Origin of the sequence: Kordia sp. (assembly GCF_965224175.1) — a bacterium.
Classification (GTDB): domain Bacteria; phylum Bacteroidota; class Bacteroidia; order Flavobacteriales; family Flavobacteriaceae; genus Kordia.
Window position 1 is genome coordinate 1746638 of record NZ_OZ245041.1, and the last position, 14837, is coordinate 1761474.

Consider the following 14837-nt stretch of genomic DNA (forward strand, 5'->3'; position numbering starts at 1 on the left):
TTTTAGTATTGGAAGTAGTTAAGTATGTGCTTAATCATGATTTTTTATTTAGATAGTATCAAAATTTACTTCTGAAATTATACCATCTTTAAATACGGCACCAATGTATCCACCTTCTTCAGATTCGTATGAAAGCTCATATGCAATGCCTTCATTTTGGTAAGGATAAATACAGGTTAGTTTAAAGTCTTCTATGTTGTGACCTTTCATTTTTTGCTGTAATCTTGTGTCTTTTATAATCTCTTCTACAGCTTTTTTCTTGATATCTTCTTCATTTTTCAATACCAAATGAGCATTTTCTATTTGGCTTTGATATGGTTCTTTTTCATTTCCTAATAATAAAAGTATAACTTCCTTATTTTCATATGCCGAATTTGCATCGCATGTCCATATTATTTCTTTCTAAGAATTCTTTTTGACACGTGCTTCAAATATTCCCAAATTAGGAATAGTTATTCTTACTTTTTTTCCAAATAATAAATCTTTGATTCCAAACATGATGGCGATTCTAGTTGTTTCAACACTTGAATCAAAATGTAGTGAAGTCTTTATTTAATTAATCACAATCAATTGTAGCAAATTGAAGTAAATTGTTTTCTGTAGCATACGCAATGAGTTGTTCTTTTCCGCCTGAACCACTAATGTTGAGTATTTTTTTGATTTGGTAAATATGTGCTTGAAAACCATCAACACTAATATGCATCGCTTCGGCAATTTCTGTATAAGATTTTTTTCTGCCACATATGCCTAAATTTGCCAAGACTTCTTTTTGACGATCTGATAATTCAATTTTAGAAGCTTCTTGTAGTTTAGCAACTTTCTTTTCTTCCTGTTTTAGCTTTTTAGTCAACGATTGAATTGTATCAATGTGACTTTCATTGGCAATACCTAACTTTTCATTGTCTTCTAATAAAGAGTCTCGCTCTGTTTCTAATAATTCAAACTCTGATTGTTGTTGTTCTTTTTCAGATAAAAATTTCCAACTATATAAGAGAATTGAAAAGAGAAGAATAAAGATGAATTTAAACGAAATTGCTGTAATAATTCCAATCAGACTCCAATTAGTTAAAGTGATATATTCTTGGACTAATTCATGTGGGATGATTCTGTGGGAAACGGCAATGATGATCAACACGAATAATGAAAAGCACGGTAAGTACATGAATTTCATATTTCTATTGATAAAAGCACTATTCAATTCATATAATAAAGCCAGCGCAACAACTAATGAAATAGGAATATCTATCAACCAAATAAAACTACTACTAATGTCTGGATTTGTGTATGAAGTAGCTATAAACACAAAGGCAATCATACTGAAAATACCGCCAAATAACATCACGAATTCTTTTACAGAAAAACGTTCTACAATACGCACAATCATATTGCGTTGTTTTTGATGCTCTATAGAAGGTAAGGATAGTAAAATAAATAACGAATTGATCAATGAGATAAACACGCTCCAATAAATTAACAATTTAGCCTGTGCGGAAACTTCAAAGTATTTAGTCGTTATTAAAGTTACCAATGCGCCAATTCCCCATGCAAAAATTGCCAGTCCAAACCATTTTATTCCACTAATTGTATTGATATTTTGTTGTTTGCGTTCTTTGTCATAAATACGTTGTATGACAAATGCCGTGAGTAAACAAACTATTGCCGTTACTGTAGATTCTATGTGCGCGTACATGTTTTTTATTGATTGATGTTTTAAAGGTAGGTAAAATATTGTGCAATATTATAATGATTTGAAAACTCACAGAAGCTTTTTTGTTTTTGTATTGTATTTTTGTGAAATGTCTGAAGAAAATCTTCCCATACAAACAAATCTTGACACTATTGATTTGAAATTGCAATTGAAACAGTTGCAAAAAGAATATGATACGGTTGAACAAAAAGTACAAGCGCTTAAAAATCTTATTCACTCACATTTGACAGACGAAATTGTGGAAGTGCAAGAATTAACGATCATTTACAAAGAATTAAAGTCTGCCAAGAAACAACAACGTTTGCAACAAAAACAACGCGGAAGAAACTATGTAGCTCCAAAAGGTATTAAAGTAATTTCCAAGCCTAGTAAAGATAAAAATGTAAATCATTCAAAAGAAAAAAAACGTTTGTATAGAGAAGCGATGCTTCACGTACATCCAGATAATTTTTATTTTACAAATGAACAAGTAGATCTTGCTACAAATGTAACAGCCAAGTTAATCCAAATTTATAAAGAAGGTGATTTGGAAATGCTAAAAGCATATCATGCACATATTTTTAGCGATATGGAATTAGCTACTCTTTCCGAAAAAACTGCCGTAAGTGTAGTGCTTAAGGCTGATAAAAAATCGTATTTAAAATCTGAAATTGAACGATTAAAAACAGAACTCATTCAATTAAAAAATTCTTCCTTGTATAAAGTTGTAACGGAATATGACAATCCATATACGTTTATTGATGAATTGAAAGTGTATTATAAAGATCGACTTGTCAAACTTAGAAAACGAACTCGAAAAGCATTTAAATAAACCCATAACTCTATCGTTGAATTTATTAAAAATGTTAAATATGGCATTATTGTAATGAAACGGTTGATCCTTTTTTTAACTTTTTCGCTTATTAACCCTAATAATAGACCGTATTAAAATTAATTATAAATCTTAAAAGAACTAAACCATTAAATAAATTTGAACAAGCTTCTGTTAAAGGAAATTTTGGAAGATGTGTCATCTTTTTAGGTACACACAAAGTGAAGGTTGTCCTTGTTATAACAATCCTTTATCTGACGATGGTGTTGGCTGTTGTATGGATGAAATGTGTACTGATTAGTTATTATGTTTACTCATAAAAAAAGACACAAAAACGTGTCCTTTTTTAAACTTCAACTTTTTAAGTATTCAGAAAGATTCATCTGCCAAACATTCACATTGACTTGGTCCGCACAAACAACTTGTTTCTGAGCCGTTTCCTCCTTTTAACTTGTGTAAATGGTTAAATTTAGAAATCGTGTTTTTGTTGATTGCTAAACTTTTAATTGTCCTTTTTTTCATGATAGTTTTAATTTTTGGTTTCTCTCTTTGAAGATACAAAATTCAAAAAAAGGAATGTCGTTAAACATTCCTTTAGTGTATATAATAGTATTCTCTAATATACAAACATTAGGCAGTATGCGTAATTGTGTGTGTTATAGTGTGCGTAATTGTATCAGTAATAGTATCTGTCACAGTATCTGTTACCGTGTGCGTAACTGTATCTGTTATAGTATCTGTTTCTGTATCTCCTGCCAATGCAACTCCACCTTTTACATGATCTAGTTTTGAAATGGTCTTTTTACGTAATGATAAAATGGTTTTTTTCTGTTTTTTCATGATTTAAATAATTTTAAATTAAACTTATGGTTAATACTTTTTAGTTTGTGCATTTATCAGAAACACAAACTTTGCTAGGTATACAAGCTACGGCGCAAGTGAATACAAGTGTAAATGGTACTGGACAGCAATCACTATTGGTGGCTCCTCCTACAATTGTTTGTGATTTTAAAGATGAAATTGATCTTTTCTTAAGATGTAATTTCTTTGATAAATGTTTTTTTTTCATAATAAACGGTTTTAATGTTATGAGGAAACGAATGTAGAAAATCATCATGTACAAGTCACGTTTTTAGAGGTGTAACATGTGTGTTTGTGCATTCTCACACGCACTTATTATGTCGAATTTATAAATTGCACGCACATCGGAAAACCTGTACTTTACTGTAAAAAAAGGCATTACAATAAAAAAATATTTACAAAAAGGGAGTTCTAGAGTTCAACGTCTATTTTAAGAGTTTTTTAGGATAATTTCTGAGTATATTGAAAATTAAAAAAGATGGCGTTTTCTTTCTTAGATCTTGTATTATTTGCTGGTGTTGTTCAAGGAATATTTTTAATAGTTTCTTTACACTTTACTTCTCAAAAAAATAAAAAAGCCAATACTATTTTAATGATTATTATAGGATTAGCAACATTTATCTTTGCTGGTAAAATGGCTATATTTCAAATAAAAGCCATATGGATTTGGAGACCAGCACTATTATCTGATTGTACTATTTATCTATTTGGTCCTTTGTTGTATATGTATTTTAGAGCATTGGTTTTTAAACATCATCCTAAAAACATACTCGCTTTTAAACATTATATTCCAGCACTTTTATTATTTCTATTTTTCTCTTGGTCATTAACTATTACAACAGAAGAATATATTCGATTAAGTTACACAGACACTATGGGAGTTATATACTTAGGTATGGAACTAGCTGGCGTTATCTCTTTGAGTGCCTATAGTTTTTTATCCTATAAAATTGTCTTAAAAATCAAAAATTCAGAACAAACACAATTAGCGCATGCACATAAATTATCGCGCTATCTTACATTCACTTTACTTGGAATGTGTGCTATTATATTATTTTGGTCAGTTGGAATTTTTAGAACGTATGTCATACATAGTTATGACTCGTTCATTATATACCAGCTTGTTTGGATTTCTATGGCAGTTTTCCTCTTTATTGTCGGGTACTTTAGTTTTACACAACCTGAGATTGTGCGTTTGCAAGTTGAAAAGAAAAATAATACTTCTAAAGATCGATTGAATGAGGAAAAAATTGCAATCATTACCAAAAAATTACAACTATTAATTGAGGAAGAGAAAATTTTTATGCGTTCTGATTTAAGCTTAAAAATACTTGCTAGAAGAGTAGATACGTCTTCAAATAATCTTTCTTGGTTATTGAATTCCGTGTATGAAAAAACATTTTATGAATATATAAACGAATACAGAGTAAAAGCCTTTTTAAGGAAAATTGAAGATGGTGAACACAAGAAACAAACCTTATTAGCTATCGCAATGGATGCAGGTTTTAATTCGAAATCAACATTTAATAAGACTTTTAAATCGTTGATGAACGATACGCCTTCTCGCTATATTCAGAAGATGTATTCATAGTTTTATTCAGATGCTGACTCAAAAAGCTTTTTAAATTTTTTCTTTTGTTTGAATTTTGCAAAAAGTGGTGCGTTTTGAATCTCATTAAAACGTTGTAATCCTAGTTCTTTTGCTTTCTTTAAGTTTCGAATCGTATGTTTAAAATCATCATTTCGCGCATAACTTTGTGCTACTCTGTAATACCAATACGCTTGCTCAGGATTGAAATACACTAACAATTGATCGCAATACAACGCATGTTTGTATTTTTTTGCGCCAATATATCCCATAGAAGATTCGTAAACACCTGCAAAAAGTGTAGATTTTAAACGTTTCAACATTTTTACAGTGAGTGGAACTTTTTCTTTAGTTATCTCAACATTTATCTTCTTTAATTCTTTGCGCCACCATTGAAAATTATCTTCTGATGTTGCTGTCAAAATATCATTAGAATATACCTTAGAAAATTTTTCATACAGTACATTTTCTTTTTTTAAATAAACTTTTCTAAGCGCAATTTCATTTTTATATTCTTGCGATGCTTTTATCGTTTCTATTTTGGCTTGAATATCTGTAAGTGTATAATAATACTTAAAGTTTTTGGTCATGCTTTCATATTCCAACAAAGCTCGAAATCTATTATTATGCTTTGCCAACGAATCGGCAATTGTTTCTTGAGAAGTATAGTATTGCTTTACAAAATTGGGATTTAAAGGCCTAATTTCTTTCTCATAAGCGCGTAATTCCAACCAACTAAAAGCACGTTCTATTTGATGACTTGGTGGCCAACGATGTGTATCATTATAAACTATTAATTCATTCGGAACATCAAATTTATCTAACCAATTTTTTGTCGTAAACATTTCTTGGTAATTCATATCTTCATCACCGACCAAACCTACAAACGAAAACATTTTTTTACTTGGCGTGAATGATTTATTGATAGCCAAACCTGCGCCACAAGCAATGACACCTTGCATTTTGTCAGTTAGTGCAGCAATAGCAGTTGCCAAACGCGAACCGCCTGAAAAACCTGCTGCGTAAATTTGTTTTTCATCAATTTTGAATGTGGAGAAAACAGTCGCAAACAATCTATTAGCAACCGCAAAATTTGTATCGTAAGGAACACCATTTCTAGTTACGTTTGAAGCAATCAATACATAATTAAATTTTTCTGCCGAAGATATAAAAGGTTGAATACCTAATGCGCCATTTCCACTTGGATCAAATATAAAAACAGCAGCCGTAAGCTTTGTTTCGTCATATGATTTTGGAAGATATACAGCATACGTATCTGTGCTGTTTTTAACATAAAGTGAATTCAGGATTTTACCCTTTTCAAAACGATTTGTTTGTGAAAATCCTGCAATAATATACAAGTTCAATATGAGGAAAACTACAACACGCATGCCCAATACTTTTTTTAAAATTACAGAATTAATTGAAAATTTGTTCATTTTTAACGTTTTACCTAGAAAACTATTAGCTAGGTAAATTTGAAAAGTATCCTATATTCTCTACATTTACCGGATATCAACCTTAATACATCCCTAATTCAATCAAAAATGAAAAGAACATATCTATATCTTGCTACGGCAATTTTTTCTTTTATAATGTCTAGTTGTAACAGTTATAAATCTGTCAATAAAAGTGATGAATTGAAAGCTTTACAGACATTAATGACAGGTTCGTTTGATAGTAGTGAGCAAGCTACTGCTGACGATAGTTATTATAATATTTCGCTACATATGTATCCAATTTGGACATCAAAAGATGGTCATTGGTTATATGTTGAACAAGCACTTAACAGCAATCAAAACAAACCATATCGCCAACGTGTATATCAATTAGAAAAGCTAGAAAATGGTAAATTTTCAAGTAAAGTCTACACCTTAGAAAACCCAAAAGAAGCTATTGGAAAGTGGAAAACACCTGATTATTTTGATCAATTTGATATTTCTATGTTGAAAGAGCGTGAAGGTTGCGCAGTAATTTTAGAGAAAAAAGGAAATTACTACACAGGAAGTACCAACGAAAAAGATTGTAAAAGTACTATGCGTGGCGCAAGTTATGCTACTTCTGAAGTAACTGTAAAAGCTAATGAAATTGTGAGTTGGGACCGCGGTTTTGACGCTAAAGACGAACATGTTTGGGGCGCAGAAAAAGCAGGGTATGTTTTTAAACGCTTGAAATAAAAATTAAATAATATTCCATTTTATATAAATATAAAGGCCAAATAAGCATCAGATTATTTTATGAAAAAAGAAGAATTAATTGAAAAGTTAGCAGGAAACTCATTCAAAAATTACTTAAGTGCCTGCGACCATTTGAAAGAATATATACAAAATGGAGGTGAATTAAACCAAGAAATCATAGAACGTGCACTGGCTGTCAATTTATTACCGTTATGGGCGTCACATGATGATTTTGAAGCAAAATTAGAGGAAATGACAGAACAGTTACCTCAACATTCAGCCTTGTTAGAAAATGAGGACATGAAACATCATCTAATGGGACTTTCAGTGTTTGTAAATGGACTTATTAATGGTACTATAGATGTATCTGGATTTATATGGTGTAGTAACGGATATATATGCTGTAATACTTCTTGCGAATCGATTTCTGAGTATTACAAAGCTGAAGGAAAAGAAGCAGAAGCAGCATATTTCCATGAACTTTCCGAATGGTTTATGAGTATTTACAGTGGTACAACTGACGTTTTTAGAGGAATTATGGAAATTAAAAATTGGGATGAAAACATGATTGTTGGATTGAAAAATTTCTTAAACGGAAGCTTAAATCATTATGGAATTTTCGAATGGATTTTAGCCGGATTGTACAACGTTGTAGATGAACCACTAATTCAAGAAAAAGTGTTTGAACACTATATCAAAATATTTGAAAAGTCGAGAGCTACCTTAAGAAAACAGAAAAATAAAGAAGCTGCATCTGACATTACCAATAAGCTAAAAAACCTACGAAAATTAGCAAAAGGAAAAAGTATTTAAAGAAATAAAAGTGCCACGCAGTGTAAAGACTTAAAAATACTTTGTGGCACTTTAAATTAAGTATCAAATTATCGACTATTATAATTATGATACTTAAACATTTTCTTCTGATTCATATACTTACTCTCAGCAAACTCTTTTAGCGCATCTTTTATATTGATTACTTCAAAGATGATATTTGACATTTGTCAATTGATTTTCTCACGCTACCTATTTCTTTCTACAAGCTAAGTAACCGATTTAGAAAACAAACATATTTCAATATGATAAAATACACTGACGATATTATCATTTCGTCAGTGTTTATAACGTTTAGTTCGTTGTTTTATACAAAATTTAAAATTCGATAAAATGTTTAAAAAGTATAAAATATTAAAATGGACTTCACTAAGTATTGTAACCTTACTCGTCATTATTGTTTGTTTTGGGTTTTGGTTTATGAGTTTAATTCCTCAAAAAGATTTATCATTAGAAACTACTCAAAAAAAGGATTTACCATATTTATCCGAGAACATTGTTCCGACAAGAGGTAAAATTTTAGCCGTAGTGACAAGTACAAAAACTATGGGAACAACCGATAAACCTACAGGATATGAATTGACAGAGTTGGCACGTGCTTACTATACCTTTGAAGCGAACGGATTTAAGGTTGATGTTGCGAGTCCAAAAGGCGGAAAAGCTCCTGTCGTTATTGATGATGAAGATATGGGAATGTATGATTATGCTTTTTTAAATGATAGTATTGCTATGTATAAAGCGAACCATACAATTCCGTTAGAAAATATTGAGTTTACAGATTATGATGCAGTTTATTTTGCTGGCGGAAAAGGAACGATGTATGATTTTCCCGAAAATAAAACCATCCAATCTATCGTAAAAAACTATTACCAAGCTAATAAAGTAATAGGCGCAGTTTGTCACGGACCTTCTGCATTGGTCAATGTTACTTTAGATGATGGTACACATATTCTAAAAAATAAAACCATTAGTAGTTTTACAAACAAAGAAGAGCTTTTATTAATTTCAGATGCAGCTTCTGTATTTCCTTTCCTTTTACAAGACAAAATCACGGAAAGCGGCGCTATATTTAATGAAGGTGACATGTATCTCGAAAAAATAAGTCATGATAATAACCTAATTACAGGTCAAAATCCTTGGTCAACTTGGGTAGTTGCAGAACGTATGATTGCTCAAATGGGCTATCAACCGAAACACAGAGCGCTCACTGATGAAGAAAATGCTATAAAAGTTCTTTTAGCTTATGGAAAACATGGAGAACAGAAAGCCAAAGAAGTACTTACATCTTTACTAATCATAGAACAAAAACCTGTAAATAGGGTATTAATAGCGCAACACGGAATTATAGCTGCAATGCAAGGAAAAATAGGTGATTTCTTCAACTTAACAAGCTTGGTTTCTTTTGCTAAGAAATGTGAATTAGACAGAAAAAATCAAGGATAAAACACCTGATAAGTATTTGATTTTATTTACAGCGTTTTTTTACGATAGACAGAAGGCGTCATACTTTCAAACTTTTTAAAAGCACTATTAAAAGAAGACAAACTATTGAAACCAACATCAAAAGCAATGGAAGAGATTGTATACTTAGCAGATTCTGAATCCGTCAATAGTTTTTTAGCATCTTGAACACGATGATAATTCACAAAATCGTTAAAATTTTGTTTGGCATATTGGTTGATAACTTCAGATGTTTTTTGGTTACTTTTTCCAATTCGCTTACTCAATTTTGTGAGCGACACTGTTGATTCCAAATATAATTTTTCATCAATAAAAAGCGAATATATTTGATCAAATAATACACTATCATCATTTATTTTGAAAACATTACCATCAATGTCGGTGATTTTAAGTTGATACGCTACAATACTGACATAATATATCACTAGTGAGTACATGATAGGTCCAATAACATAAGGCACAGCATCTTCAATCATATTTAATACATAAGAAATCCAGATAATTCCAAAACCAATCAAAAGTATGCGCAACCATTTATATATGGATTTATGAGATTTTGTCTGGTGAGTTGTTTGGTGCTTCTGAAGTATCTTTTTAAGATGAAGTGCAGATATGATGATATACATCGCGAAATGTAAGTATATAAACATGAAAATAGCCCCAAAGAATACAATAGTTGCTGATTTGTGGTTTCAAAGATATCAGTTGGAGCAAAAAAACTAGCTGTAAATATAAATACAAACGGAATCAATTCTAAAAGTGAATATCGTGATATCTTAAAGTTTGTTTCCGTCATTCCTTTTACATACCAACGTAACAAAGGTCCGACACATACTAGAAGTGCTAAGCCAGAAAAAATAAATAATGGTTCAAGATGACTGCCAAAATTAAGCATTACGGACTTTCCTATTCTAAAAGCCATTACAATTAGTATCGCGGCTAACAGATAATTTGTTACTGTTTTTTTCTTTTTAAAAAAGGCAAGATATATCGCAAATGTAATACCGTGTAGTAATCCGGCACTACTCATAAAAATAAGAAGTAAATCTAAAAAACGCATGATGCTAAAAAGATGAAAATAACTTAAAAACTGTTTCTTTATGACGAATTATGTATGTAATTGTTACGAAACTTCATGAAACGCGCATAATTTTAGCTCTTTATGAGCCATTTGTCATGCTCATCAACACTAATTTTTCTAGATATTTAACCTCACAAAATCCACTTATTTATGCAGGAAAAAATCATCTTAGAAACCACTCGACTTACGCTTCGCGAATTTACCATACACGATGCGCATTTTATTCTTGAATTATTGAACACACCAAATTGGCTTGAATTTATCGGAGACAAAAATGTAAAAAACCTTGAAGATGCTCGAAACTATATAAAAAACAGTTTAATAGTAAGTTATCAAAACAACGGATTTGGACTTTGGTTAGTAGCTCTCAAAGAAACGAAAACTCCAATTGGAATGTGTGGCTTGGTTGATAGAGAAACGCTAGATGATATAGACATCGGATATGCATTACTACCAAAATATGTAAGATTAGGATATGCATACGAAATAGCGAATGCTACCATGAATTATGCGCGTTATCATTTAGGAATCAACACTATTATTGCGATTACGGATGCAAAAAATAAAGCTTCTATTGCTGTGTTAGAAAAAATTGGACTCTCTTTTGAAAGGACATTAACATTGTCTAAAAACGATTCTGTACTTGTATTTACACCATCAAAATATCTTCAAGATCAAAAAGATATAGAAGAAATAACGACAAGCTTTTTTGACCTTTTCACCAATACAGCCGGAAATATTCCTAATGTGGAAAAAATAACTGAGTTATTTATTTCTGATGGAATTCTTATAAATAATACGAAAACATCTCAAGAAATTTATTCTCTAGATACATTTGTAACACCACGAAAACAAATTTTAAACGACGGAACTCTTACTAATTTTTGCGAAAGTGAAATCTCTTCAAAGACTAAAATATTTAAAAACATTGCGCAACGCTGGAGTTTGTATGAAAAATCAGGAAATTATAATGGAGTGTATTTTGAAACTAAAGGTGTAAAAATCATGCAGTTCATCAAAAAAAATGATACGTGGAAGTTAACATCAGTTGTTTGGAATGATGAAGAATAACGAACTAAAAATGAGCATTTACTACAGAAGATTTCTCATTTCATAAAAAAATAAAAGTGCAACCCAGTGTAAAGACTAAAACACGTTATGGCACTTTAAGTTTAGTATCAGACTACTAACTATTACTATTTTAATACAATTCGTTTGGTGAATTGTTTGCTGTTTTGTGATATCTTCATAAAATATATTCCTGATTGATACCTTGATAAGTTTACTGTTTGTTTTGTTTGATTGATAGTCTCGAATGTTGTTTGATAGATGTTTCTTCCCGTAATATCAAATACATGTACATTTACATTTGAAATTGCTTTGCCTGCTTGCAAATAGATGATTCCATCTGTTAGTGTTGGTACGACAGAAACGCCTAGTTCATTATTTTCATTAGACTGAATACTTAAAGTACTGCTTAAATTAGTGGATGTTGGATAAAATACTGAGAACGAATTTGTCGCAAACTGTATGTAATAATCATCCAGATAAGAAGTTCCGCTAGTTTGAATATAATCTCCACCAGAAACATATCCAGCAGAACATGTATTTCCGTTTACTTTCATGATTTCTAAATCACTAATTGTATTGAAATCAGTATCTGCTAAAATTAAATCATCTACCTCATCACCTAACATGTATAAACGTACATTTACACTACTAGATGGCGCATTTGAGGTGCTGATAGAGACTTCTCTCCGTAAATACGGTTGCCCAGAAAAGTCTCTGGTATCAGCATTGTCAATGAATAATGTGGTTGTTATTGTTCCCAAATCGTTTCCGTTTGCATTTATAGCCGCTACAATAGCTCCTGAAGCGTCTAAAACTGGAACCCATTCGTTGATATTTCCTTGTGTTGTTGATATTTCTATGGCTGGTATGTTTTCACAAGTTCCTACAATTCCTTCCGCTACTGTCGGCGATCCTTCTAAACAAAAAGTAATTGCTCCAGCAGATGTAGTTGCTCTGGCAGCTTGTATATAATACGTATTTCCAAAAACGACAGGAATAATTCCATCGTCTGCAAAACATGCTACTTCTGATCCACCGCAAGATTCATACACAGCAAATATGTTATTAAAACTTGTACTCGTAAGGCTTATGTTTCCTGTAATTGGCGCTTCAAAAGCATACCAAGCATCTAGCCAAACTTGCGATGTACTAAAACAACTTCCTGTTGCTGGTGTAACTGTTTCTGTTGCTCTTCGTGTATCAACTGTAATATTTTGTGTTCCGCATGCTCCTACTCCAGCCACTGAGATCATTTCAGCATTGGCGCAATCATCATTTGGTAATTGTTCAAACGCTTGAATATTAAAACTATCAGCATCAGCATTATCATCTGTACTGTATGCTCGTAAATAATAAGTTCCAGGAGTTAGACTGTATGCAAAACCATCATCTGCAAAGCATGCTAATTCTGATCCTCCACAAGTATCATAAATAGTAAATCTGTCTGCAAAATTAGCACCAGAAATGTATATATTTCCTGTGACGGGCATGGTGAATTCATACCAAAGGTCTAAGTATGTGTTTGAAACAGTATCGCAACTTCCATCCAAACTTTCTGTAGCTGCTGCGTTATTAAAATTGATAGTTCTTTGTGTAGTGATATCTTCTGTAATGACTTCTGCAGTGGCACATTCGTCATTCGTTGCTGTTTCAAAAGCTTGAATTATAAAGCTATCTGCGCCTGCAAATGCTGCAGTACTAGTAACACGTAAAATATAGGTTCCTGTTGTTAAATTGTATACAAAATGATCGTCGTAAAAGCAATCAAGTTCAGTTGGTACTGTTCCACAATTGTCATATAAGGTGAAGCCATCTGCAAAGTTTACTCCTGAGATTCTTAAGTTTCCGTTTACTGGCATGGTAAATTCGAACCAAACGTCTAAGTAATCTTCTGTATTGCTTGTATCACAACTACTTTCTAGACTTTGGGTTGCGTTTGCATTGTTGAAATTAATTGTTGTTGCTGTTGTAATATTTTCTGTGATGACTTCTGCGTTAGCACATTCATCATTTGCTACTGCTTCAAAAGCTTGAATGACAAAACTATCATTTCCTGCATTCACATCTAAACTTGTAACACGTAAGGTATAAGTTCCTGTTGTAAGTCCAAACGTAAAATTATCATCATAAAAACAATCAATTTCTGTTGGAATCGTTCCGCAGTTATCATATAATGTAAAGCCATCAGCGAAGTTTACTCCTGAAATTCGTAAGTTTCCATTGACTGGCATTGTAAACTCGTACCAAAGATCTAAATATGTATTTGAAGGATTGTCACAACTACTCTGTAAACTTTGTGTTGCTGCTGCATTGTTAAAATTAATTGTTCTTGCAGTTGTGATATCGTCCATAATGACTTCTGCATTAGCGCATTCGTCATTGGTTGCTGTTTCTATTGCCTGAATTATAAAACTATCGCTTCCTGAAAAACCAGCTGTACTCGTTACACGCAATATATAGGTTCCCATTGCGAGATTGTAGACAAAATGATCGTCATAAAAGCAGTCTAATTCAGTAGGAACACTTCCGCAGTTGTCGTAAAGTGTAAAACCATCCGCGAAATTGACACCTGAAATTCGTAAGTTTCCATTGACTGGCATCGTAAATTCATACCAAAGGTCTAGATTTGAATTGGAAGCTGTATCACAACTACTGTCTAAGCTTTCTGTAGCTCTTGCATTGTTGTAGTTTATTGTACGTTGTGTTGTGATATCATCTGTAATGACTTCGGCACTTGCGCATTCGTCATTGGTTGCAGCTTCAAATGCTTGAATGCGAAAACTATCCGCTCCAGCTTGACTGGCAGTACTTACAGCTCTAAGTTTATATGTTCCTGCAGAAAGACCATAGAAAAATCCATCATCGTAAAAACAAGCAATTTCTGCTCCGCCACAAGTAGTATACAAGGAAAATCCATCTGCAAAGTTTACATTCGTTATTCTGATGTTTCCATTGACTGGCATTGTGAATTCGTACCAAATGTCTAAGTATGAAGTTGAAGAAGTATCGCAACTACTCAATAGGCTTTGTGTTGCCATTCCGTTGTTGAAACTTACATTTGTAAATCCAGTCGTTGTTACAGAGATAATTTCAGCATTTGCACAATCGTCATTTGCTGGTGCTTGTGCATAGCAATATATGTTAGTGAATAAAAATATTCCTAAGAGAAGTAGTTTTGCCCTCATGTAGTTTGCCCCTATTTAGTTTTACATGCATGAAAGTACTTCCTTTTGTATGAGTATGTATAA

Annotated in this window: 15 protein-coding genes; 7 read left to right on the forward strand and 8 right to left on the reverse strand. The window is 32.1% G+C overall.

Annotated elements, in window-relative coordinates; translation table 11 throughout:
* Nucleotides 1-48: 48 nt before the first annotated feature.
* On the reverse strand, nt 49-288 hold the full coding sequence (locus tag ACOQOS_RS07760) for a hypothetical protein (protein ID WP_420574400.1): 240 nt from the start codon (nt 286-288) through the stop codon (nt 49-51).
* 268 nt (nt 289-556) lie between these two features.
* Complete coding sequence (locus ACOQOS_RS07765) at nt 557-1690, reverse strand: hypothetical protein (RefSeq protein ID WP_420574401.1); 1134 nt, start codon at nt 1688-1690, stop codon at nt 557-559.
* A gap of 106 nt (nt 1691-1796) precedes the next feature.
* Between ACOQOS_RS07765 and ACOQOS_RS07770 the strand changes: the two genes are divergently transcribed.
* Nucleotides 1797-2519 carry a hypothetical protein gene (locus ACOQOS_RS07770; RefSeq protein ID WP_420574402.1) on the forward strand — a complete coding sequence of 241 codons (723 nt, stop codon included), beginning with the start codon at nt 1797-1799 and terminating at the stop codon, nt 2517-2519.
* A 369-nt stretch (nt 2520-2888) separates the two neighbouring features.
* Here ACOQOS_RS07770 and ACOQOS_RS07775 read toward each other — a convergent pair whose 3' ends face one another.
* From ACOQOS_RS07775 to ACOQOS_RS07785, 3 genes are all read right to left on the reverse strand, one after another.
* Complete coding sequence (locus ACOQOS_RS07775; RefSeq protein ID WP_420574403.1) at nt 2889-3041, reverse strand: hypothetical protein; 153 nt, start codon at nt 3039-3041, stop codon at nt 2889-2891.
* Nucleotides 3042-3149: 108 nt separating this feature from the next.
* A complete protein-coding gene (locus ACOQOS_RS07780; protein ID WP_420574404.1) occupies nt 3150-3359 on the reverse strand; it encodes a hypothetical protein in 210 nt (69 codons plus the stop codon).
* Nucleotides 3360-3399: 40 nt separating this feature from the next.
* A complete protein-coding gene (locus ACOQOS_RS07785) occupies nt 3400-3588 on the reverse strand; it encodes a hypothetical protein (RefSeq protein WP_420574405.1) in 189 nt (62 codons plus the stop codon).
* 270 nt (nt 3589-3858) lie between these two features.
* Between ACOQOS_RS07785 and ACOQOS_RS07790 the strand changes: the two genes are divergently transcribed.
* Nucleotides 3859-4971 carry a helix-turn-helix domain-containing protein gene (locus ACOQOS_RS07790; RefSeq protein WP_420574406.1) on the forward strand — a complete coding sequence of 371 codons (1113 nt, stop codon included), beginning with the start codon at nt 3859-3861 and terminating at the stop codon, nt 4969-4971.
* Nucleotides 4972-4973: 2 nt separating this feature from the next.
* Here ACOQOS_RS07790 and ACOQOS_RS07795 read toward each other — a convergent pair whose 3' ends face one another.
* The gene (locus tag ACOQOS_RS07795) at nt 4974-6407 is read right to left on the reverse strand and encodes a hypothetical protein (RefSeq protein ID WP_420574407.1); all 1434 of its coding nucleotides are present in this window, start codon (nt 6405-6407) and stop codon (nt 4974-4976) included.
* A 108-nt stretch (nt 6408-6515) separates the two neighbouring features.
* Between ACOQOS_RS07795 and ACOQOS_RS07800 the strand changes: the two genes are divergently transcribed.
* The 3 genes from ACOQOS_RS07800 (at nt 6516) to ACOQOS_RS07810 (ending at nt 9419) form a co-directional block, all read left to right on the forward strand.
* Nucleotides 6516-7145, forward strand: a complete 630-nt coding sequence (locus ACOQOS_RS07800; protein WP_420574408.1) for a chromophore lyase CpcT/CpeT — start codon at nt 6516-6518, stop codon at nt 7143-7145.
* A gap of 60 nt (nt 7146-7205) precedes the next feature.
* Nucleotides 7206-7958 carry a hypothetical protein gene (locus tag ACOQOS_RS07805; protein WP_420574409.1) on the forward strand — a complete coding sequence of 251 codons (753 nt, stop codon included), beginning with the start codon at nt 7206-7208 and terminating at the stop codon, nt 7956-7958.
* Between the two features lie 351 nt (nt 7959-8309).
* A complete protein-coding gene (locus ACOQOS_RS07810) occupies nt 8310-9419 on the forward strand; it encodes a type 1 glutamine amidotransferase domain-containing protein (RefSeq protein ID WP_420574410.1) in 1110 nt (369 codons plus the stop codon).
* Nucleotides 9420-9445: 26 nt separating this feature from the next.
* Here the strand turns inward: ACOQOS_RS07810 and ACOQOS_RS07815 are convergent, their stop codons facing one another.
* Nucleotides 9446-9967 carry a helix-turn-helix domain-containing protein gene (locus ACOQOS_RS07815; RefSeq protein ID WP_420574411.1) on the reverse strand — a complete coding sequence of 174 codons (522 nt, stop codon included), beginning with the start codon at nt 9965-9967 and terminating at the stop codon, nt 9446-9448.
* A 156-nt stretch (nt 9968-10123) separates the two neighbouring features.
* Here ACOQOS_RS07815 and ACOQOS_RS07820 point away from each other — a divergent pair, with 156 nt between their 5' ends.
* Together ACOQOS_RS07820 and ACOQOS_RS07825 are read left to right on the forward strand one after the other, a co-directional pair.
* Nucleotides 10124-10315 (forward strand): hypothetical protein, encoded by a 192-nt coding sequence (locus ACOQOS_RS07820; RefSeq protein ID WP_420574412.1) that lies wholly within the window; start codon nt 10124-10126, stop codon nt 10313-10315.
* A gap of 353 nt (nt 10316-10668) precedes the next feature.
* Nucleotides 10669-11589 carry a GNAT family N-acetyltransferase gene (locus tag ACOQOS_RS07825; RefSeq protein WP_420574413.1) on the forward strand — a complete coding sequence of 307 codons (921 nt, stop codon included), beginning with the start codon at nt 10669-10671 and terminating at the stop codon, nt 11587-11589.
* A 125-nt stretch (nt 11590-11714) separates the two neighbouring features.
* On the opposite strand, the gene ACOQOS_RS07830 is transcribed toward ACOQOS_RS07825, so the two are convergent.
* Complete coding sequence (locus ACOQOS_RS07830; protein ID WP_420574414.1) at nt 11715-14774, reverse strand: T9SS type A sorting domain-containing protein; 3060 nt, start codon at nt 14772-14774, stop codon at nt 11715-11717.
* Nucleotides 14775-14837 lie beyond the last annotated feature (63 nt).

Bases quoted from the DNA above. Each gene is read 5' to 3' on its own strand.
- ACOQOS_RS07805 (WP_420574409.1), top strand. From the start codon at position 7,206: ATGAAAAAAGAAGAATTAATTGAAAAGTTAGCAGGAAACTCATTCAAA.
- ACOQOS_RS07800 (WP_420574408.1), top strand. From the start codon at position 6,516: ATGAAAAGAACATATCTATATCTTGCTACGGCAATTTTTTCTTTTATA.
- ACOQOS_RS07830 (WP_420574414.1), bottom strand. From the start codon at position 14,774: ATGAGGGCAAAACTACTTCTCTTAGGAATATTTTTATTCACTAACATA.
- ACOQOS_RS07780 (WP_420574404.1), bottom strand. From the start codon at position 3,359: ATGAAAAAACAGAAAAAAACCATTTTATCATTACGTAAAAAGACCATT.
- ACOQOS_RS07770 (WP_420574402.1), top strand. From the start codon at position 1,797: ATGTCTGAAGAAAATCTTCCCATACAAACAAATCTTGACACTATTGAT.
- ACOQOS_RS07790 (WP_420574406.1), top strand. From the start codon at position 3,859: ATGGCGTTTTCTTTCTTAGATCTTGTATTATTTGCTGGTGTTGTTCAA.
- ACOQOS_RS07775 (WP_420574403.1), bottom strand. From the start codon at position 3,041: ATGAAAAAAAGGACAATTAAAAGTTTAGCAATCAACAAAAACACGATT.
- ACOQOS_RS07825 (WP_420574413.1), top strand. From the start codon at position 10,669: ATGCAGGAAAAAATCATCTTAGAAACCACTCGACTTACGCTTCGCGAA.
- ACOQOS_RS07765 (WP_420574401.1), bottom strand. From the start codon at position 1,690: ATGTACGCGCACATAGAATCTACAGTAACGGCAATAGTTTGTTTACTC.
- ACOQOS_RS07785 (WP_420574405.1), bottom strand. From the start codon at position 3,588: ATGAAAAAAAAACATTTATCAAAGAAATTACATCTTAAGAAAAGATCA.
- ACOQOS_RS07810 (WP_420574410.1), top strand. From the start codon at position 8,310: ATGTTTAAAAAGTATAAAATATTAAAATGGACTTCACTAAGTATTGTA.
- ACOQOS_RS07795 (WP_420574407.1), bottom strand. From the start codon at position 6,407: ATGAACAAATTTTCAATTAATTCTGTAATTTTAAAAAAAGTATTGGGC.